The sequence below is a fragment of the Flavobacterium sp. FlaQc-48 genome, from assembly GCF_044007335.1.
Lineage (GTDB): Bacteria > Bacteroidota > Bacteroidia > Flavobacteriales > Flavobacteriaceae > Flavobacterium.
Map to the genome: position 1 here is coordinate 133,304 of NZ_JBIPCR010000001.1, position 21,976 is coordinate 155,279.

The 21,976-nt window shown below is 35.2% G+C and carries 20 protein-coding genes; 14 read left to right on the top strand and 6 right to left on the bottom strand.

Going from position 1 to position 21,976, the window contains the following annotated elements:
* Positions 1 to 180 precede the first annotated feature (180 nt).
* The 9 genes from ACHRWY_RS00515 to ACHRWY_RS00555 all read left to right on the top strand — a co-directional run bounded on the left by ACHRWY_RS00515 (position 181) and on the right by ACHRWY_RS00555 (position 13,174).
* Positions 181 to 918: a CPBP family intramembrane glutamic endopeptidase gene (locus ACHRWY_RS00515; protein WP_395351464.1), complete on the top strand. Its 738-nt coding sequence runs from the start codon at positions 181 to 183 to the stop codon at positions 916 to 918.
* 63 nt (positions 919 to 981) lie between these two features.
* Positions 982 to 2,145 (top strand): sensor histidine kinase, encoded by a 1,164-nt coding sequence (locus tag ACHRWY_RS00520; protein WP_395351466.1) that lies wholly within the window; start codon positions 982 to 984, stop codon positions 2,143 to 2,145.
* A 4-nt stretch (positions 2,146 to 2,149) separates the two neighbouring features.
* Complete coding sequence (locus ACHRWY_RS00525) at positions 2,150 to 2,857, top strand: LytR/AlgR family response regulator transcription factor (protein ID WP_395351468.1); 708 nt, start codon at positions 2,150 to 2,152, stop codon at positions 2,855 to 2,857.
* 245 nt (positions 2,858 to 3,102) lie between these two features.
* Positions 3,103 to 3,672, top strand: coding sequence for an RNA polymerase sigma factor (locus tag ACHRWY_RS00530; protein ID WP_395351470.1), 570 nt, complete (start codon positions 3,103 to 3,105; stop codon positions 3,670 to 3,672).
* A 196-nt stretch (positions 3,673 to 3,868) separates the two neighbouring features.
* On the top strand, positions 3,869 to 5,008 hold the full coding sequence (locus ACHRWY_RS00535; protein WP_395351472.1) for a FecR family protein: 1,140 nt from the start codon (positions 3,869 to 3,871) through the stop codon (positions 5,006 to 5,008).
* 136 nt (positions 5,009 to 5,144) lie between these two features.
* A complete protein-coding gene (locus ACHRWY_RS00540) occupies positions 5,145 to 8,780 on the top strand; it encodes a SusC/RagA family TonB-linked outer membrane protein (protein WP_395351474.1) in 3,636 nt (1,211 codons plus the stop codon).
* Positions 8,781 to 8,784: 4 nt separating this feature from the next.
* Positions 8,785 to 10,209, top strand: a complete 1,425-nt coding sequence (locus tag ACHRWY_RS00545) for a RagB/SusD family nutrient uptake outer membrane protein (protein WP_395351476.1) — start codon at positions 8,785 to 8,787, stop codon at positions 10,207 to 10,209.
* Between the two features lie 5 nt (positions 10,210 to 10,214).
* The gene (locus tag ACHRWY_RS00550) at positions 10,215 to 12,656 is read left to right on the top strand and encodes a zinc-dependent metalloprotease (protein WP_395351478.1); all 2,442 of its coding nucleotides are present in this window, start codon (positions 10,215 to 10,217) and stop codon (positions 12,654 to 12,656) included.
* Complete coding sequence (locus ACHRWY_RS00555) at positions 12,653 to 13,174, top strand: DUF3347 domain-containing protein (RefSeq protein ID WP_395351480.1); 522 nt, start codon at positions 12,653 to 12,655, stop codon at positions 13,172 to 13,174. The genes ACHRWY_RS00550 and ACHRWY_RS00555 overlap by 4 nt, the downstream gene beginning before the upstream one ends.
* A 188-nt stretch (positions 13,175 to 13,362) precedes the next feature.
* On the opposite strand, the gene ACHRWY_RS00560 is transcribed toward ACHRWY_RS00555, so the two are convergent.
* Positions 13,363 to 13,704, bottom strand: coding sequence for a winged helix-turn-helix transcriptional regulator (locus ACHRWY_RS00560; protein ID WP_395351482.1), 342 nt, complete (start codon positions 13,702 to 13,704; stop codon positions 13,363 to 13,365).
* A 119-nt stretch (positions 13,705 to 13,823) separates the two neighbouring features.
* Here ACHRWY_RS00560 and ACHRWY_RS00565 point away from each other — a divergent pair, with 119 nt between their 5' ends.
* The 5 genes from ACHRWY_RS00565 (at position 13,824) to ACHRWY_RS00585 (ending at position 17,970) form a co-directional block, all read left to right on the top strand.
* On the top strand, positions 13,824 to 14,363 hold the full coding sequence (locus ACHRWY_RS00565; protein ID WP_395351484.1) for a YceI family protein: 540 nt from the start codon (positions 13,824 to 13,826) through the stop codon (positions 14,361 to 14,363).
* 191 nt (positions 14,364 to 14,554) lie between these two features.
* The gene (locus ACHRWY_RS00570) at positions 14,555 to 15,124 is read left to right on the top strand and encodes a Crp/Fnr family transcriptional regulator (protein ID WP_395351486.1); all 570 of its coding nucleotides are present in this window, start codon (positions 14,555 to 14,557) and stop codon (positions 15,122 to 15,124) included.
* A 129-nt stretch (positions 15,125 to 15,253) separates the two neighbouring features.
* Positions 15,254 to 16,048: a type 1 glutamine amidotransferase domain-containing protein gene (locus tag ACHRWY_RS00575; RefSeq protein ID WP_395351488.1), complete on the top strand. Its 795-nt coding sequence runs from the start codon at positions 15,254 to 15,256 to the stop codon at positions 16,046 to 16,048.
* 91 nt (positions 16,049 to 16,139) lie between these two features.
* Positions 16,140 to 16,445, top strand: a complete 306-nt coding sequence (locus tag ACHRWY_RS00580; RefSeq protein WP_395351490.1) for a putative quinol monooxygenase — start codon at positions 16,140 to 16,142, stop codon at positions 16,443 to 16,445.
* A 130-nt stretch (positions 16,446 to 16,575) separates the two neighbouring features.
* Positions 16,576 to 17,970 (top strand): aldehyde dehydrogenase family protein, encoded by a 1,395-nt coding sequence (locus ACHRWY_RS00585; RefSeq protein ID WP_395351492.1) that lies wholly within the window; start codon positions 16,576 to 16,578, stop codon positions 17,968 to 17,970.
* Positions 17,971 to 18,137: 167 nt separating this feature from the next.
* On the opposite strand, the gene ACHRWY_RS00590 is transcribed toward ACHRWY_RS00585, so the two are convergent.
* The 5 genes from ACHRWY_RS00590 to ACHRWY_RS00610 form a co-directional block, all read right to left on the bottom strand.
* Entirely contained in the window at positions 18,138 to 18,764 is a 627-nt protein-coding gene (locus ACHRWY_RS00590; RefSeq protein ID WP_395351494.1) for an NAD(P)-dependent oxidoreductase, read from the bottom strand.
* Position 18,765: 1 nt separating this feature from the next.
* A complete protein-coding gene (locus ACHRWY_RS00595) occupies positions 18,766 to 19,572 on the bottom strand; it encodes an inositol monophosphatase family protein (protein WP_395351496.1) in 807 nt (268 codons plus the stop codon).
* 80 nt (positions 19,573 to 19,652) lie between these two features.
* Positions 19,653 to 20,513, bottom strand: a complete 861-nt coding sequence (locus ACHRWY_RS00600; protein WP_395351498.1) for an AraC family transcriptional regulator — start codon at positions 20,511 to 20,513, stop codon at positions 19,653 to 19,655.
* Positions 20,514 to 20,651: 138 nt separating this feature from the next.
* The gene (locus ACHRWY_RS00605) at positions 20,652 to 21,140 is read right to left on the bottom strand and encodes a DUF6790 family protein (RefSeq protein ID WP_395351499.1); all 489 of its coding nucleotides are present in this window, start codon (positions 21,138 to 21,140) and stop codon (positions 20,652 to 20,654) included.
* Between the two features lie 28 nt (positions 21,141 to 21,168).
* Positions 21,169 to 21,660, bottom strand: coding sequence for a cupin domain-containing protein (locus ACHRWY_RS00610; RefSeq protein WP_395351501.1), 492 nt, complete (start codon positions 21,658 to 21,660; stop codon positions 21,169 to 21,171).
* Positions 21,661 to 21,976 lie beyond the last annotated feature (316 nt).

Here is a 21,976-nt window from a genome sequence, read left to right on the forward strand (position 1 = left end):
GACTATGGATTCTAATAAAAACATTTAATAACCAGGTAGCTGTATTTTTAAGATTGAAATTTCTCTTCGAAAATTTAAGACGTATTTAAAAAGACTATTTTATCGGTAGAAATGGCGTTTTCATCGGTAGCTTTTTCAACTGATGCATGGGAAGGATACTTTTGAAGAAAATTAATCACTATGTCACTATTAACACCACTTATCTGGGTTTTATTAATCCTTCCTCTTATTTTTTCAGCCTTTATTACAAGCAAAAAAGTAAACCTGAAATTTCTTGTTTTTTTCATTCTGTACTTTTTAGCAGATTGTTACATACAGCATTTTAGCAGGCAATTTATATCCTTAGAATCTATAGGATTGCAATATGCCTGGACCGGTAAATTTTTATGCCTGGTTCTATCGTTGTCTATCATTTTTTCACTGAATAAAAAAGATCGCGAAGAAATTGGCTTTACAACAAAGATCAATACAAGAAAGCAATTGAAATTTGGTATTTTGTTTTTTCTTGGGTTCTTACTTTTTGATTTTGTTTTTAAGTGGGCTTTATTTCCAAAAGGAGGCAATTTTGATTTGGAAACTTTTGTCTTTCAGTCGACTATGCCCGGTCTGGCAGAAGAAATTACATTTAGGGGTATTGGCTTATGGCTTCTCGATAAAGCATTTGAACCAAAATGGAACTTTAAAGGAATTCGATTGGGATGGGGTTTTATTATCGTAACTATTTTATTTGGTGTTGCGCACGGAGCAATTTTGACAGAGGATCATCAGTTTAAAGTTGATATGATTACCATACTTTATCTTACTTTAATATCTTCTTTAAGTCTCGGGATTCTTAGAAAATTTTCCGGCAGCCTTATTTATTCCGTTCTTGGGCACAATTGTATTAATGTAATGAATGCAATTATTAGAATATTATAGTTAAAAATTAAGAAGCAAATTCAAAAAAACTATCTTTGAATTTGCTTCTATTAAATACATTAAATGCAGGACACGCCAGTTTTTACGAGCTATTTGACCAATAAGATAGCTGAATTAAATTTTGATCAGTTTTACAAAGGAAAAAATCGGATTTTGCTTCATATCACAATGTGGCTGGGATTTTCTTTATTGTTATTTCAGAGTTATGTTCTCGCTTATCAGCTTACTTATTTTAATGCTTTGCTGCTAACACTTAGAATGGCAGCGGTTAATACGATTGTGTTTTACCTGTTTTTCTATGCATTCCTGCCAAAGATTTTTTCAGGAAGTGGTGTCAGGATAATACTATTGCTGCTCATTACTTTTCCGGTATGTATTTTTGTCTGGATTGCGGTCACCTATTTTATCTCACTATTGTACCATTCACTTGGATTCGAAATACTGGCAGGAGAACTTAAAGGCGCTATAAAAATGAGCGCTGATCAAACTTTTGAACAGGCAGTTTCGATAAGAAGAATGATTTCGCAAAGCTTTATCATTATCTCGATTTTGTCACCTTTCTTTTTCGTTAAAATTCTTTTTGAAATTTCCAGGCTTTACAACAGAACGCTGAAAATTCAGAATCAAAAAGCGGCATTGGAGATTCAGAATATCAATATTGAAAAAAAATTTCTAACCGCTCAGCTCAACCCGCATTTTCTCTTTAATACCTTAAATAATCTTTACGGACTTTCGATCAGAAAAGACGATTGTGCGCCTGAAGTTATTTTGAACCTTTCTGATATTATGAGCTATACGCTGTATGAATCGAATAATGAAAAAGTGGCATTAGGCAAGGAGCTGGATTTTATTAAAAATTATATTGAACTGGAAAGAATGAGATATGTTGCAGGTAAAAATATTCAGGTTCATTTTCCTGAAGAAAAAACGTTATTTGGCTTTTTCATTGCACCGCTTCTTACTTTTACTTTTATCGAAAATGCATTTAAATATGGGTTAAAGAGCCATGAAGAACAATTTATATATTTGGCAATAAAAGTTGTGGACCATGTATTTTATTTCCATCTTGAAAATGATAGGGAGAAAGAAGTAACGAATAAAGAATTTGGCGGAATTGGAATTAGTAATGCTTCTAAACGACTGCAGCTTCTATATCCTGATAAGCACCAGTTAACAATTGAAAATCTGGAAAACAAATTTACGGTCAATTTAAAAATAGATTTATAAAAAAATGGAAAAACTAGCTTGCATTGTTATTGATGACGAACCAATTGGCAGAGAGGTTATTGAAACTTTTGTTGGTGATATTCCTTTTTTAAATCTTGTTGCCTCATTTGGAGATCCTGTTGAAGCATTGGCTTATTTGCAGGACAACAGCGTAGATCTTGTATTTAGTGATATTCAGATGCCCAAAATCAACGGAATGGAATTACTGCGTTCCTTATTGCATCCGCCGCTGGTCATTTTTATTACAGCCCATCGTGATTTTGCTTTAGACGGTTTTGAAGCGGGTGTAACAGACTATTTGATTAAACCGGTTCGTTTTGACCGTTTTTTAAAAGCTGTTAACAGGGCAAAAGAACGTATTTCGGCTTCTCATATTCCGGCGATTCAACAACCATTTACAGATAAAATATTCGTTAAATCAGAAGGAAAACTAATAAAAATTTTACTCAGTGAAATTCTTTATGTGGAATCTCAGGGCGATTATTTAAAAATCGTTATTTCTGACGCATCTTATATGACACAACTTACCCTTAAGTCAATGGATGAAATTCTAAACCAGCCCAACTTTTTTCGTGTCCAGCGATCATTTATCCTAAATTTAGAAGCAGTACGAAGCATTAACGGAGGTACCGTTGAACTCATTAACGGCAAATCGATCTCGATAGCCCAAAATAAAAAAGAAGAGCTTTTTGCCTTACTGGGTATAAAATAAAGAGGTCTTATATTTTAAAGCTGTAATATGCCCGGAATATCAGTTCCAGCCATCGCATATTCTCTCTTTAATTTGGGTACTATTCAGATCATGGATTTGAAATATTTCATCTCATTTCTAACGCTTGGGTATCTGAGAAATACTGTTTATAAACAACTGCATTTTTTTTCGATCTGAATCATCTTTTAGTTTTTAACATAAAAAATGTTTAATATTGCGTTTTTGATCCTCACTCCGTTTAATTCATGTCTGTTTATAGCAAATATGCTGATCATATTTTAGTAAATCTTCTTCAGGAAGATGATCAGTTAGCGTATACAGAAATTTTTGAAAGATATTCTAAAATCCTGCTGAATCATGCTTATAAGATGCTTGGCAATCGGGATGAAGCAAACGATGTAGTTCAGGAAGTATTCTTATCAATTTGGAATAAACGTTCTGAGATAACACTTACCGGATCTCTTTCTTCTTATTTATACAAAGCAACAAAAAACCGAATACTAAATCATATCGCGCACGAAAAAGTGGTCTCGCGATATGCAGACTCCATTTCAAACTTTATCGAAAATGATTATGCCTTAGCTGATTCTAACCTGAGAGAGGAAGAGTTGGAAGCTATTATTGCGAAAGAAATTTCTTTACTTCCGGGAAAAATGCGGGAAGTTTTTCTTTTAAGAAAGGTAGAAGAACTTTCCTATGATGAAATTGCTCTTCAGTTAAATATTACAGATAAAACAGCAAAACAGCAGGTCTATAATTCGCTAAAAATACTACGCGAAAAACTCAGGTCTTTGTTGCATGTTTTTATTTGGTAAATTAAAGTACTGCTTTGTGTTAATTTTTATACTATAATTTACTCCTAACATCCTCATTAATAAATAGTAAATAATATTACTCCGGATTTATTAACGATGTAATAATATTTTTTTTAATTTTTTTTGTCATTTGCCTATGACAAAAGTTATGTCTAACTGTCTTACTTAAAACGGGACAAAATTTCGTGTTGTAATTATGAATGAAACTGAAATCTTAGCATTGCTGAAACAATACCGGAAAGGTACTTTATCTCATGAAGATAAGGACAAATTAGATTCGTGGTATTTGCATCAGGCTTCTACAAGCAACCTGCAACTTAGTGAGCATGAACTGCAAGACAGTTACGAATTGCTAAAATCGAAGTTGCCTTTACAGCAGGAGACCAAAGTAATCCGTATCTGGCCGCGTGTTGCTGTTGCCGCATCTATCGCCTTGGTACTGGGTACGGGACTGTTTTATCTGACAAAACCAAAACAGCCCGTAATTCAGGTGGTCGAAAAACCACAGGAAATTGCTCCCGGAGGAAATCGAGGAATCCTGACACTTTCAAATGGAAAGCAAATTATTCTGGCTGATATTTCAGCAAAAGATACAATTGCCAAAGAAGGTGAAGAAGATGAAGTCACTATTAAAATGGGAGCCAATGGCGTTATCACCTATATTATAAATCCAAATGCGGATGCTTCAAAAGACGATGCCGATTCCTTCAACACCCTTTCAACACCAACAGGAGGACAGTATAATATTGTTCTGGCAGACGGAACCAAAGTATACCTAAATACCGTTTCTTCTATTAAATATCCAACTCAGTTTAATGGAAACCAAAGAGTGGTGGAGTTAGAAGGAGAAGCTTATTTTGAAGTAGCCAAAAATAAAAACAAACCTTTTATCGTAAAATCTGGCGCTCAGTCTATTGAAGTCCTTGGAACTCATTTTAACGTACATGCTTATAATAATGAACCGGTCATAAAAACAACTTTGTTAGAAGGAAGTGTGGCGGTTACTTATAAAAATCAAAAAGCAATTTTAAAACCGGGAGAACAATCTAATGTAGCGGACAACCTGAATAAAATTAAAATTAAAGAAGTCGATACAGAAGCCACTATTGCCTGGAAAAATGGCCGTTTCAAATTTGATAATGCAGATCTGAAAACAGTCATGAAACAATTGGAGCGCTGGTACGGAATAAAAGTAGAATATCGCGGCGATGTCTCCGATGTAAGGTTTAACGGCGGTACATTCATGAATAAAAATTTGTCTGAAGTATTAAAAGTACTTGAGCTTAGCAATATAAAATTTAAGGTCGAAGGAAAAACGATTATTGTCTATCCCTGATTTTTAGATTTACCCGATTATATTGAGATTATAAACTAAAAAACCAGAAGCAGTTGCGATGCCTCTGGTTGTTAAAAAGTTCATAGCCAGTATAAGTTTGTCCACCTATTGTTTAACTATAACCAAATGTAAATGTATGAAATTTAATTTACAACCAAAAAAACCTTACAAAAAACCCGGAAAAAAGATTCCGGGGCTTCATTTTCCTGCTCATTTATGGATGTTGAGCATTTTACTTATGCTGCTTTGCAGTTATAAAGGGCACGCACAGAATATCACCATTAATTTTAAAGATGCACCACTTGAAACGGTACTGAAAGAAGTGGCAAAACAAGCCAATTACGAAGTTTTTTACAATCAAAATTTGCTTAAAAACTCGAATTCTGTAACTATTAATGTTAAGAATTCTTCTTTAAAAGAAACTTTAAAACAAATTTTTAATGCTCAAAATTTAAAGTACACACTTGCCAATCAGACAATTGTGGTGACAGCTTTAAAGGAGGAGAAGTTGGGAAACGGATTAACCGATATAATCGGAAAAGTAGTAAACAGCAAAAATGAACCATTTCCGGGTGTAGTTGTTCTGATCACCGGTACTAACAAAACCACTGTAACCGATTTTGACGGGAGTTTTACCCTTTATGATGTCCCGGCAGATGGTATTATTGAAGTCTCCGGATTGACTATTGAAAAAAAATCTTTCGCTATTGGCGGACGTAATAGCATGTCACTAGTGGTAGAAGACAAAGTTTCTGCAATGAAAGAAGTTGTAGTAACAGGTTATCAAACACTTTCAAGAGTGCAATCTACCGGCGCAATTGCTAAAGTGGATGAAAAAGTCTTAAACGAAAATATCAATGCCGATTTATCAAGTGCATTAGAAGGTCGTGTTGCAGGGTTAATGTTTCAAAAAAATGTGACGGGTTCAGCAGCAGATAAACCTATTTTACGAGGTATGGGTACTTTTTCTAATTCCGTTGGCTTCAGTCCGCTTATTGTAATAGATGGTTTGCCAACCGAATTGACGCTGGACGAAATCAATCCTTATGATATTGAAAGTGTAAATGTTCTTAAAGATGCTGCAGCAGCTTCTATTTATGGTTCAAGAGCTGCAAACGGTATTATTGTCTTAATTACTAAAAAAGGAAATGGTAATTTAAAAGTAACTGTAAATTCTGATTTCTTTATTTCGACAAAACCCAATTTAAGGGATATGAATTATGCTTCTACAGGCGAGTTGATCGATTTTGAACAAGCAGTATATAATAGGGAGCGGGCGAGATATGCCAATACTACGAGTATGTTCAACACTTACGGAGATATTGGAAACAGTAGTATGAAATATTATAGTCCGCTTTACCAGCTCAACAGGGATTTGGAAGAGGGAAAAATTAACAATTCAGACTACAACACCACGATTGCCCAATGGAGAAAGAACGACTATAATAAAGAATATCGTGATAACGTTTGGCAGGATGAATTTAGGCAACGTTACAACGTAACCTTTTCAGGGAGTACAAGAAAGCAAAATACGTATGTATCATTAAATTACGACCAGTCAAAAGATCGTATTAAGTACAACACTAATAACTCATTTAATCTGTATGCAAAAAGCAGTTTTCAGGTCAATAACTGGTTAGAAGCAACTGTTGGGGTAAATGGAACGTTAAGAAATGAAGACGTTACCGATGCTAGTTTTGGTACTTATGATATCCAGAAAAGATACGAACGCATTACGGATGATAATGGAAATCTCGTATTATCACCATTTGTTGGGATTAGCGATGGTTTTACATCTGGTGGCGTTATTAACCCTGCTGTAGCGGCAAAAATTAATAGTTTAAGTGGTTTCAAACCGGTTACTTTTAATGTTTTAAACGCACTTCAGGAAGGTATTACAAATGAAAAATCATTAAGCTTAAGAGCTTTTGGAAATATACGGGCTAAATTGTGGAAAGGGATAAGCTATAACACACAATTTCAATACGAAGTAACAAGAAATGATAACGAGCAATATAACGATATCAATTCTTATAAAATGCGTTATGCTATTAATGCTTTAACAGGTTATAATGCGACTACGAATGCTTATACTTATGTTGATGGCTTTTCTGCCGGAGGCCGGTACAAACAAATAAGCAATCAGGTTAGCAGTTATACTTTTAGAAACCAACTAGATTATGCCCAGGAGTTTGGTGACGGCAAACACTCTATTAATGCAGCAGCTGGTTTTGAAATGAGAGAAACAAATGTTCCCCGAAATATTGAGCAGATAAGATATGGTTATGATCCTGTTACACTTACTTCTGCCGTAATCAATAGCCTTGCACTTAGTCAGACAGGAGTTGCCAGCTACATTTATGGAAACAACCGAACTTTAGCAGCCGGATCCAGAACGCAAACAGAAATTTTACACCGTTATTTTTCGGTTTTTAGTACTTTAAACTATACTTTTTTGTCTAAATATAACATAACGGGAAGTTACAGAGTAGACAGAGCAGATTTGTTTGGAGTAGATCCTAAATATAAAAACCGCCCTTTATGGTCGGCAGGTTTAGGATGGAATGCCAGCAATGAAGATTTTATGAAAGAAATAAAATGGGTTACCGCACTAAAACTTAGAGCTACTTATGGTATTAACGGAAACATAGATCAATCTACAACTCCTTATGTAACGGCTACAAGGAAAAATGATAATTTATACCAATCCCTGCAATACATTAATATTTCAGCACAACCCAATCCAATGTTAAGATGGGAGAAAACGAAGACGACCAATTTTGGTGTAGATTACAGTCTTTTTCGTGGTAAATTAAATGGTAGTATTGATATTTATAATAAATACAGTTCAGATTTATTGGCAACAACCGATTTAGATCCTACGGTTGGTGCATTGACCAGAAAAATTAATGCAGGTGCTTTGCTGAACAGGGGAGTTGAATTTAGTATTGGTTCTGACTGGTACAATAACGGTAATTTTAAAATTGGTTCCAATGTCATTTTTGGTTTTAACAGGACTACCGTTAAAAAAGTTACCAGAGCTCAATCAACCGCTGCTGTGTATATTAGTTCACCAATAGATTATTTTCTGGAAAATGAAGGATATAACAGTTTATATGCTTATAAATATGGAGGAACAACTAACGGATATCCTTATATTTTAGATGAAAACGGTAATCCGTCGATCACTTTTGATGCCAATGGCAATCCCATTTCTACAACAGTAAAAACCGTTACCAACCCTGATGCTTTAGTGAATATGGGAAGCCTGACACCAACTTATACCGGTTCATTGTCACAACGATTTTCGTATAAACAATTTGATTTGAATATGTTGTTTGTTTTCTCTGGCGGAAATGTAATGCGAAAAGAAACTATCGATATGAGTTCTGATGCAGTAAATCTTTCTGGCATTGCAGATCGTTATACAGATTCGAATCCAAATAGTAATACCCGTCTCTTTGTAGATTTAGACGAAAGTGTTAGAAACTATGCAGGAACCATCAGTACACAATGGAGAAATTCAGATGTAAATGTTGTTGATGGGGATTACATCAAACTTAGAAATATTTCATTAGGCTATAATTTACCAAAAACTTTTGCGAATAAAATGAAAATAGCATCGGCTAAATTTACTTTTCAAATGAATAATATCTGGTATTGGAGTGCAGCAGGAAATCATATTGATCCTGAGGTTTATTCTGCGAACTCAGGTACACGCAATTTGCCACTTCCTAAAACATATTTGTTAGGATTTAATCTAACTCTTTAAAAAAATGAAACATATATATATTACACTGCTTACGCTGATGATGTTAACGGTATCATCTTGCGAAGATTACACAGACATTACACCAAAAGGTGCTTTAGTTATCGAAACTGCTGCACAATTTCATGAAATGGTATCGCTGCCAAACAGAGGTTATCCTATTAATAATTTTCAATACCTGGTAGACGATCAATGGATGAAAGAAGCCAACGTAATAGGAAAAACACCAAACATCGATATCATAAATTTTACTTTTGATGAAAGTACCGATCGGGTTTCCTTATTGACAAGTTCAAGCTTTTATAACCAGGCGTACACCTATATTAACAGATGGAACACTATTATTTCGCTAGTTGATAATAGCAAAGGAGAAGAAGCTATAAAGCAATTAGCCAAAGCAGAAGCCAAAATTTACAGAGCATACGATCACTTTTTGCTGGTAAATACGTATGCAAAAGGGTATGATCCGCAAACGGCAAGTACTGATGGAGGCATCTGCATTATGGATAAATTTGATTTAGAGGCACAGCCATCAAAATCTACAGTTGCACAAGTTTATGATTTTATTCAGAAGGATATAGACGATGCATTACCATATCTTCAGGAAAAACCGCTTGATGTTTACCATCCTTCACTTGCATTCGCATGGGCATTTAAAGCAAAAGTTCATTTGTTTAAACGTGAAATTGCAAGTGCTCAGGCCGCTGCAGAAAAATCACTAAGTTACAACAGTCAAATATTTGATATGGTGGCTTATAATGCACAAGGCGGACCAAACGTAGTTGCGGTACCAGCAGCAAACAATGTAGAAGTACTTAGCTATATGTACATGACGGGGTACAATGAGATGAACTTTGCCTATCAAAATATCATAAGTCCGGAGCTAAGAACTTTATTTGGTACAAACGATGCACGTTTTAATCTGTTTTTCAATACTACCAGCACAACAAATCTGGATCAGGGCTCAAATACAGCGTATTGGGCAACTGTTTATACGAAATACTTTTATTCTACAGTTGGAATGAAAACAACCGAAGTCTATTTAATGCTGGCTGAATGTTATGCAAGAGAAGACAAATATTCTGAAGCTGTAGCTGTTTTAAATAAATTAAGAGCAAAACGAATTTTATCCGGTACAGTAAATTTAGCCGTTCCGGCCACCAGAAAAGAAACGATGAACCTTGTTGTAAACGAACGCAGAAAAGAGTTATTATTAGGATTTAATCGCTTTTTTGATCTGAAGAGATTAAACAATGAACCGGATTATGCAAAAACAATTACCAGAGTATTTCCAATCGTAAACAAAACCGTTCCGCAAAAAACGTATACGTTGCAACCTGACTCGAGATTGTACATTGTGCCATTTCCTTTATCTGTTCTAACAAAAAATCCAAAGCTTACACTGAATACAAACGAAAAACTTCCATTTTAATCCTGATGAAGAAATTATTTATATTAATAATCATGCTGGCTGCCGGAAACCAGCATGGTTTTTCACAAACTCCGGTAGAAAAGAAAGCAGATAGTACCAGTACACAACCTAAAGGTTTACAGCCCTATGATAAAATTATCAAAGAGGGGGCTAAAAATAAATCAGGTCTTTTTACAGTGAGTCAGGTCGATACGAAGTTTTATTTTCAAATTCCGGATAGTTTGTTTAATAGATACATGATAGTCGTTACCAGATATCTTTCGACTCCGGAAGGTATGGGCAGTTTTGGTGGTGAAAAAGCCAATGAGCAAACTATTTACTTTGAAAAAGGAGCTAATAATACGGTTTTTTTAAGGTCATTGCAGTACAAACAAGATGTTCGAAACGCAGAATCGATGCTGGCAAAAGCATTAGCAGGTAGCAACGAAAATCCTATTGTTGCAGCTTTTCCAATAAAAACAATCAATCCTGTAAACGGAAATGTTGTCATTGACGTAACAGATGCTTTTAAGAAAGATAACGCAATGTTCTCTTTGGGGAGTCAGGAGAAAACAGAAAAAAAACTAACCTCTCTTGCAGATGATAAATCTTTCATTGAGAATATAGATACATATCCCATTAACATTGAGGTAAAAACCACAAAAACATACACACAAACTACAGCAAGTAGCGGTAGTGTGACATTGCGCTTAAATACCTCGATTGTACTGCTGCCAAAAACGCCAATGCGCAAACGTTTTGCTGATGAAAGAGTGGGTTATTTTGCAAATAAATATGTTTTATTTGATGATGATGCACAGCGTGCCCAAACGAAGTTCATTATTCAGCGTTACCGTTTGGAGCCAAAAGACAAAGACATTAAGAAATATTTAAATGGCGAATTGGTTGAACCCAAAAAACAAATTGTCTATTACATTGATCCTGCAACGCCCAAAAAATGGAGACCTTACTTAATTGCAGGAATCAACGACTGGCAAAAAGCTTTTGAAGCCGCCGGTTTTAAAAATGCTATTGTGGGTAAGGAATGGCCGGAAGACGATAAAACGATGAGTCTGGAAGATGCTAGGTATTCCGTAGTGCGATATTATGCTTCAGAAACTCCTAATGCTTACGGACCAAGAGTGAGCGATCCAAGAAGCGGAGAAATCATCGAGAGTCATGTAGGATGGTATCATAATGTGATGAAATTAGTGCAAAAATGGTATATGATCCAGGTAGGACCTTTAGATGCCAGAGCCAGAAAAATGCACTTAGATGATGAAGTAATGGGACAATTAATCCGGTTTGTTTCTTCTCATGAAATAGGGCATACCATTGGTTTACGCCACAACATGGGAGCGAGTAGTGCTACTCCGGTAGAAAAACTAAGAGATAAAAAATGGGTTGAAGCAAATGGTCATACCGTTTCTATAATGGATTATGCCCGTTTAAATTATGTTGCACAGCCAGAAGACAATATTAGTCCGGAAGGTATTTATCCGCGTATCGGGATGTACGACAAATGGGCTGTTAAGTGGGGGTATACCTATTTTTCTAAAGCTAAAGATGAGTTTGAAGAAGAAAAAATACTCAGCAAACTTACTACTGATAGTTTGACCGCCAATCCCAAATTATGGTTTGGAGGAGAAGGAAAAGACGAAGATCCCCGAAGCCAGACAGAAGACCTTGGAGATGATGCCGTTCTTGCCAGTGATTACGGAATTAAAAATTTAAAGCGGGTAGTGCCAAATCTTATTCAATGGACTTACGAGCCTAACGATTCTTATGATAATTTATCAGATATGCATAAAGCAGTTGTGAAGCAATATGGTTTATACCTGTATCATGTGCTAAAAAATATTGGCAACAACTACGTAACCAAAAGAACTGTTGATGAAAAAGGTTTGGTATATCAGCCTGTTCCTAAAGCCAAAGTAAAAGCGGCAGTAGATTACATAGGGCGACAACTATTTGTGGCTCCTCTTTGGATGTATCCTCAGGATATTAGTCAGCTTATAAATTTAAAAACAGCAGATGAAATATCAGATCAGCAAAATCAGGTATTAAATATGTTATTAAGTTCCGGTATGCTTTACAATATCAGTCTTAAAGCGATGCAATTTGAAGGAGCTTACACCGTTCCTGAGTTTTTAAATGACTTACAGCAAACTGTATGGATAAACTTTAGCGGTAATGAAAAATTAGATTATTACAGACGAAGCCTGCAACGCAGCTATGTTGAAAAACTAAACTTATTGCTGGTGCCTAAAGAATTAGAACCTGGTAAAGCTTTAACTACAGCACAACGCAGTGATGTAACATTATATGCCAAGCAGCATCTTTTAAAACTAAAAACAGATGTCACAAAGCTTATGAATACTGCAACAGGATTAAACAAAGAACATTTCGAAAATATTCTGATCGAATTAGACAAGATAATTTCAAAAATAAATAAAACCACAATATGAAAAATTTATTCGTTATAGTATTCATTTTCTTAGGCACTTTGGCACAAGCCCAGTTAACATCTAAGGAAGAAGTAGCTCCCGAATTAGTAGAAAAACGCGAAGCACAAAAAAAAGAAATTACCAAAAATTATCTGGCTTTAAAAAACAATCTTATAATTTCTGATAGTCTGGCAGTTGTCAAAAATGCAACTGCATTGCAGCAATCTTTAAAGGATTTCAGGTTTAAAAAGTTAAGTCTTGAACAAATGAATGAGGCTACTACAAAAAGAAAAGAAATTATAGATCTTGTAGCTCAGGTTGCAGCAACTAAAAATATTAATAAACAGCGCAAAATTGTTCAGTTGCTTTCTGTTAAATTTTGGGATTTAGCACCAAAATTTAAAGCTGCTGATGCTGCATTGTATTTACAGGTTTGCCCAATGACCAGTGCCATGTGGCTGAGTGATAGTAAGGAAATCAAAAACCCGTATTATCCAAAAAATATGCTGACTTGCGGTGAAGTAAAAGCAAGTTTATAAAAAGTGAATTTGAATTAGTTTGACAAAATACGGTATTCTGTAAAGGGGCCGTATTTTTCTTTTTGTCTAAAATAGTCCAATGACCTGCCTTCTCAATAATTACAGCAATTCAGGAAATGGGTAATTATACCTTTCCTACTCTGAAAAAAGTACTCTTTAAAGTAATATTTTTTATACCCGCACTCAGACTATTTTTCTAAAATTTCTTTCCTAAAAAGAACGCCCCAATTTAGAATTTCTTCTAATAATTTTCGCATAGTCATGCCCAAAGGGGTAAGCGAATATTCTACCGTTACCGGCATGCTGTCATAAAGCGTGCGGGTAATAATTTTATTTGTTTCCAAAGCTTTTAGTTCCTGTGATAGCATTTTTGGCGAAATATCTGAAATATCACGCTGTATTTCCCCAAAGCGCTTGTTGCCATGAGTTAATGAAATAATTATGGGCAAACGCCATTTTCCCTGAATTACTTCTAAAGTATCTCTTGCAACCAGCAATCGATATTGGCAAACATCATCTTTTTGACTCATAATTGTTTAATTTAAAAACACTCACCTGGAGGTAACTACTTACTTAAAGGTAACTACTATATTTTATATAGCGAATTTAGATAATTTTGTTTAGATAAATAAACATTTAAAAAAGAATTATGACAAACAAGACAACATGGGTAATAGACCCGCTGCATTCCGAGGTTTTTTTTAAAATTAAGCATTTAGTAATTTCTACTGTAACCGGTTCATTTAGAAAATTTGAGGGAAATATAATTACCGAAGGAACAGATTTTACCAATGCAAAAGTTGCTATTGCACTTGATGTAAAAAGTATTGATACCAATCAGCCGCAACGTGATGAACATTTAAAGAACGGTGACTTTTTTGATGCAGACACCTATCCGCAAATTACTTTTGAGTCTGCGTCGTTTGTAAACAATGGCGGTAATGATTATAAAATGGCTGGAAATTTAACTTTAAAAGGTGTAACCAGGCCAATTGAATTAGATGTAGAATATGGAGGAGCTGAAAAGGATGGGCAAGGCAATATAAAACATGGATTTGAAGTAACCGGAATAGTTAACCGAAAAGAATTTGGTATGACATGGAATAAAATCACAGATTCAGGTGGTCTTGGATTGGGTGAAGATGTTAAACTTATTGGAAATATTCAGGTTAGTCAGTTAGTGGAATAAACGCCAACTTTTACAAATCTATAAAAGTACACAGGCAAAAGAGTAACTACTTTTTACTTGTGTATTTTTTTTGCTGAAATAAGAAGTTTTGCTGTTAAAAAAGAACATCAGTAATTATAAAACAGAAGCGAAAAGATGAATTTTGCAGCAATACTATAAATCTTTCTATCTTTGAAAGGTAAAAACAAACTATGGAAAAGCTTAGAAAACATATTGAAGAAATCATACCGGTTAGTGATGAAGAGTTTGAATCGATTAAACCTTTTTTTACAATAAGAAAGGTGTTAAAGAATCAATATTTAATTCAGCAAGGTGATGATGCTAAATATGAATACATCATTATGAGCGGTATTTTCCGGGTTTTTTATCTGGATGAAGATGGTAAAGAACACATCGTGCAATTCGCTACAGAAAATTGGTGGATGTCTGATTATATTGCTTATTTCAATCAAAAGCAGGCCAATATGAATGTCTTGTGTATGGAGGCAGGAGAAGTTTTGTGCCTTACACTTGATGGCAGGGAACAACTCTCGGTTGCCCTTCATAAAATGGAACATTTTTTTAGAGTAAAACTTACCAAAGGTTATATTGCGCTTCAGCAAAGGGTTATTTCATTACTTTCCAATAATCCGCAGCAGCGTTATAAAGAATTTGCAGATCTTTATCCGAAACTCATGCAAAAAATACCCAAGAAATACATTGCCGAATATCTCGGAGTTAGCCGCGAAACCCTTAGCAGGCTTTACTCCGGTAATAAATAAGATACCCGTTTAATTTTCAGAGTGTGATTCCCGTCACACTTTTTTTGTGACTTTGCTCCTCGTATTGAGGAGTAGAGCGGGCATAAATTTGCCCTGTACATAATTCATAACAACCTAAAAATTATAGCCATGAAAAAACTTATGATTCTAACAGCGGCACTTGCCTTTTTTTCTTCTCATGCACAAAATCAAAAAGAGAACATAACAGTAAAACAAACAACAACTCCTAAAAATGAAACAAAAATGAACAAGAAAATTTTAATTATTGTATCTAATGCCAATGCAATTGGACCCAACAACAGAAGAACAGGAACATTTCTACCCGAAGTAGCGCATCCTTATGCAGAATTTGAAAAAGCAAATTACCAAATAGATTTTGCGAGCTTAACCGGAGACACACCTTATTTAGACGCTCTTAGTTTAGCAAATGATCCTGCTAACCTGGCGTTTCTAACCGGAAAAGGATGGGAAACGATGCAAAAAGCGGTAAAATTATCTACTGTTGATGTAAGTAAATACGATGCCGTTTTTGTACCGGGTGGATTAGCGCCTATGGTCGATATGCCGGAAAATCAGCTTCTGAAAAAAGTCATTAAAGAAACTTATGAACGAAATGCAGTTGTGGGAGCAGTGTGTCACGGTCCGGTATCTTTATTAAATGTAAAACTAAGCAACGAGACTTATTTAGTAAACGGTAAAAACATTACTTCTTTTACAGATGAAGAAGAAAAAGGTTACGCTATTGCGGATGTGCCTTTCTTATTAGAAACTGCATTAACGAAACAGGGAGCTAAATTTCATGCTGCCGCAAACTGGTCTGCTCACAGTATTGCCGATGGTAACTTAGTTACAGGACAAAATCCTGCTTCTGCAAAAGGTGTAGCTGAGAAAATGATTGTTATTTTAGAATCTTCTAAAAAGTAATCTCTTCATTGTATTGGCCTTCTTCAAAAATAAAGATGAAGGTCAATATAATTTATTAGTAAAACAGAAATTTAATCATAAAAAAATCAAAATGGAAAATCAAAATCCAGTTCATGTTTTTGCTACATGGAAAGTAAAAGAAGGTCAGATTGAAAACGTTTTAAATTTGCTGAAATCAGTTCATGATGAAAGCATCAGGGAAAATGGAAACTTGTTTTATAAAGTGCATCAAAGCAATTCAGATATAAATACGATACTATTATTTGAAGGATACACGAATGAATTAGCTATTACAGAACATCGAAATTCAAAACATTTTCAGGAGTTAGTTTTCGGAAAAATTGTTCCTTTATTAGAAAACAGAGAAATCATTTTAACAACACCAATAGAGTATTAATTTTCAATATTGTAAAATCAGGGCTTGTAATCATTCATAATTTGACTAAATTTAAGGAACAAATCATGAGCAAATGACTTCAAATAGTAATAAGATGGTTTTTACGCTCATCTATTAAAAAGAAAATATTATGGAAAAGACCACAAAAATTATATTCCCATACGATCTAAGCCCGGTAAAAGAGTTACCGCTTATCAATAAAAGTGATATTGATACCATATTGAATACTGCGCAGCATTTATTTAATGATTCGTCTAATTGGATTCCGGCTTTTAAAAGAATTGAAATATTAGAAAAAGCAGCTTCGATAATGAAGGACAGGAGCGAAGAATTGATCCATTTGGCCATTAGCGAAGGCGGAAAACCCTATAAAGACTCAAAAGCAGAAATACTAAGAGCTATAAAAGGAGTAAAATTAGCAGCGGAGCACATTTCACAAATAAAAGGCGAGCAAATCCCAATGGGACTTACAGAAGCTTCTTTAAACCGAATTGCTTTTACTTCAAAAGAACCTATTGGTGTCGTTGCTGCTGTAAGTGCGTTCAATCACCCATTAAATTTAGCGGTACACCAAATTGCTACAGCTGTTGCAGCTGGTTGCCCCGTAATATTTAAACCATCAAGCAATACGCCATTATCAGGTCTTGCACTGGCTGATATTTTAAAGGAAGCGGGTTTACCAAAAGGATGGCTGCAAGTGGTATTGTGTGACAATGAAACTGCTGAATTGTTAGTTACAGATTCAAGGGTTCACTTTTTCTCTTTTATTGGTTCAGCAAAAGTAGGCTGGTCTTTAAAAAGTAAATTAACTCCGGGGACCCGATGCGCTTTAGAACATGGCGGGGCAGCACCGGTAATTGTAGAAAGAGATGCTGATTTTAGCGAAATGATTCCTGATTTGGTAAAAGGTGGTTTTTATCACGCGGGCCAGGTTTGTGTTTCGGTGCAGAAAATTTACGTGAATCAGGAAATTTGTGACCGTTTTGTTGAACAATTTTCTGAAGCAACCAGTAAATTAATTGTGGGAAATCCGTTTGATAAAAATACAGATGTTGGTTCCTTGATTACGCCAAAAGAAGTCAACCGTGTAGAAGAATGGGTTGACGAAGCTATCGCAGGCGGAGCAAAATTAATTACAGGTGGAAAAAGAATTTCTGAAACCTGTTTTCAGCCAACGGTTTTGTTGAATCCGTCAGAAGATGCTAAAGTATCCACGAATGAAATTTTTGGTCCTGTTGTATGTATTTATCCTTTTACAAATCGGGAAGAAGCAATACAAAAAGCAAATGCTTTAGAGGTACATTTTCAAGCGGCTGTTTTTACAAAAAACATAGATATTGCTTTGGAGGCTGCCAAAAAACTAAATGCCACCGCTGTTATGGTGAATGACAATACCGCTTTTAGGGTAGACTGGATGCCGTTTGGCGGAAGAGATGCTTCAGGTCTTGGAATGGGAGGGATATCCTATACTATAAATGATATGACAAGAGAAAAATTAATCGTTTTTAAAAGTAAATCTTTATAAAAAGGTTTGATTTAATAGCAGTTACAAGGATTATAAAAAAGTTAGCCGCAGATTGAAAGGATTAAAATGATTTTAAAATCAGTGTTAATTCCTTTAATCTGCGGCTAAAAAACTTTGCGGACTTTGCTTCAATCCTTGTGAATATTTTCGGTTAAATGATAACTCTATTAATTCGTTAAGGCAACATATTGATACAGCATTTTTGGATTTTCGGCCTCATTAATTAAAAACTGAGCGACATCGGCTCTTGAAATCTTTCCCACTTTCATTCCTTTTTGAAGTCCGGTTATAGCTTTATAAGTTGAGGTTGCACCTCTGTTTGTAAGCATTCCGGGTCTTATGATTTCCCATTTCACAGCGCTTTTAGTGATTATTTCTTCCATTATGGTTTTATTGGCATATTGATCTTTTAAAAATAAAGAAATCACGGTTTTCATAAAAAAGCTTACGTATTTTTTACTTTCTCCTGCCCCAAAACCGGTAATAACCAACACCGGTGAAGCGAAATTTAACTCATTACTAACCTTTACCAGTGTATTGGCAATGTCAGAAAATAGCGTAGTTGCTTTTTTATTTTTTGTTCCAACGGTTATAAGTACAGCATCAGCACTTTTAATCGTATTTTTTAAGTCTGTTGGTGATGTAGCACTGCCTTGGATTTTGATGAGATTGGGATGATTTGGAATCTGATCCGTGCGAGTTGACAACGCCGTTACCATGTGCCCTTTTTTAAGCGCCAGTGTAACAGATTCCAGTCCAATTCCTGCTCCGGCTCCTATAATTGCGATATTCATTTTAGTTTGTTAATTTCATTTGTAGATATTTTTCAGTAGTACTTTTTTGCGCAACGAGCAGGCTTTCGCTTCCCCATTTCCAGGGATTTCCGGCTGTGGTCAGGATTTCGGCACCGGCTTCTTTCGCAATAAGCAGCCCTGCAATCCAGTTATAAGTATCGAGATCTTCCTGAACAAACAAATCAATTCTTCCCGCACCAACATAAGCCAATTGCAGTCCGTGTGGACCGTAATTTCGGACTATTCCAAAATTGCTCAGCAGTTTGGTAACGGTAGCGCCAATTTTTTCATTTAATGTATTGTTTGATTTATCCTGATGCCCGTATTCAAAAACAGCCAGCATAATGGCCAAATCTGTTTTACGACTAAGCTCTAGTAATTTGCCGTTCATAAAAGCACCTTCGCCCTCTCTTGCCCAAAACATTTCATTGGCCAAAGGATCATAAATTACAGAAAAGTATGGTTTTCCATTACGTATTAGCGCCAGATTTACGGTCCATCCTGCAATATGCTGAAGGTATTGAATAGCGCCATCCATGGCATCACAAAGCCAGTATTCTTGTTGTTCAGCCGGATTTCTTTGGGAATCAGTATCAAATTCGTCTCCAATATGCCAGGGTATATCCGGAAATTCCTGAGATAAATCTTCTTTTAAAGAGGTCAGGCACAATGTGTCGATATCTTCTAATTGCTGTAAGAGCTCATCCATACTTTGTGGAATAAGATTTTGTTTGTAGTCTTTTAAAAAGACATCACCCACTTTTCGTACTGCATCGAGTATGATAGGGATATTGATTTCGTTTTGCATATCAATTTTGGTATTAATTACAATGCAAAGCTAGTGGTAGTATGGTGCTTAAAGTAGTTTCAATGATGGGAAGGATAGTCCTAATCACGGAATTTTTTCCTGAATTCGAGAGGAGTGTGGTTGGTTACTTTTTTAAAAAGTTTTCCAAAATAAACAGGTTCGTCATACCCCACCTCATAAGCAATTTCCCTGACGCTATTATCTGTAAAGTACAGCAATCTTTTGGCTTCCATAATAGAAGCTTCCTGAATATGAACAGACACAGGACTTCCTGTTAATGATTTTACAGTATCATTTAAATGAGCAACTGAAATAGAAAGTGCCGAGGCGTATTGAGCAGGTTGTTTCCAGATTTTGAAATGCTCTTTGGTGAGTTTTATAAATGATTCCTTAATGATAATACTGCGATTTTCTTTCTCTTTATTAAGCGACAAACTAGAAACCAGTTCTGCGGCAATTCGACCTAAAAGAGCGTTTAGTAAAGAATGAATACTTTTTTGAGTATAATGATTTGTATTTTCTACTTGTACTTTTTCAATGAGATCCATCAGAATAGTAAGCTGCTGACAGAAATTAGACTCTTTTTGAAGTAAAAAAGGATTATCGATTTTATTCTCTAAAAGCTGCAGCACTTCTTTACCTGCCAGTGACGGATCAAAACTGATCATCCATCCTTTGGGATTCTTTACTTCTATAATATGATGCACTTCGTCAGGAAATACACAAAGAAGGGCAGGTGCAGTAAATTCAACATTTTCAAAATCAATATTTAACTTAAATGTTCCGTTTATAGCTAACATCAACTGACAATGATTATCCCGATGTGGTTTAGAAATATCGTGTTCTTCCACTTCTTTATCCTGCATATTGACAATAATAATTCCTGCCTTTGCAGAAGGAGAAAGTTCAAATTTTTTAATCGTATTGTTTTGACTTTTCAATATAAGAAAATAATGGTTTTAAGAGTAAAGAGTTGTTTCCTATTTACAAAAATAGAGATAAAAACGTCAACTGGTTATCATGAAAAGTTAGAATTACCCGTAAGGTCTGTTTACCAGGATTTAAATCATTTTGTACCACTATACTAATTTTATAAAGTAAATAAACAGTACAAGAAAAATTATAAGGTCAGTAAATAAGGCAAACTTTTCATTAGTATTGGAAGTTTTTTTTAATGTGTGCTGAATTCCTGCAATACCGTAGTAAATGCCGCTTGCAAAAGCACTTACAATTCTCCATTCGGGTTTGAATAATGACACAATACCTACAAGGCCAAAACAAATATTAGCGAAGCCTAACTCGCGAAGAACAGGAAAGCTTTCCGGTCCATTAAGGCCAAAAATTACTTTTGCAGTAAACCCCGGATTTTTTACTTGTTTAATTCCGGCCAGAAACAAACGAAGACCAACTGCCGAAAAAATAAACCATTTACTAAAAAGTTCAAAAGTCAAAGGATTGCCGGTTGAGAAATGGTCTGTTAAAAAAATAACAGTTGGCACAACAAAAGTTAGCACCGTTACACTGAGGATGTAAAACAGGTTTGGTTTTTCTTCTTTCTTTGTTATCATTTTTTTATGCTTAAAGGGTTAAGAACCGCTATCCTAAATAATCGGGCGGATAAGTTTTCTGACCGTATTTCAGATCGGTTTGTTTTAAAAATTCCTTTCGTTTTTCTGTTAATTCGGGAGCAGGCAGGAATTCGCCGGCTTTTACCGGAGTGCCGATTTCCTGAAATAAATTTTCCAGTCCTGCTGGCACTACTGTGCATAGTAACCGCGCGTAGTTTTCTGAAAGATTTTTAAAGCAATGTATTGCTCCTCCAAAAGGAATATTTACAAAACCGTCTTTGGTTACAATTTGTTTTCCATCCTCGGTTTTAAATTCTAGTTCTCCTTCCAGAACATGAAACATTTCCTGGGTTTCAGGGTGTGTATGCGGGGGCGGTCCTCCGCCTGGCGGCACTATCATTTCAATAACAGCGTAATGACCGTTTGTTTGCTCCCCTGAGATTATAATTCTGTAATTGCCTCCGGCAATTGCCAATCGTTCTCCTTCATGTTTACTAATAATCCTGATTGTTTTATCCATAATTTATATTTGATTTCCGCCAAACATACCTTCTTTGTGGATTTCTGTCTGTTCCTAAGCTTTTTCATAGTATAGATTCAGGAAAGAGCTGTTTGTACCTAATGTTGGGTATTTTCAAATAAAGGTACACAATATTTGAATTTTTTGAAAAGCGAACAGACCATAAAAGGTGCTTTAATATTCAATATTTTAACACTCTCACCAATACAGTACGGGTTAAATTCGGACAGATTTCCTGTGTGAATAAATGAAATTCTTATTTTTAGCTATAAAAAAAGAGAATGTGTTTATAAAAGGCGTTGTTTTTTTAAAAACT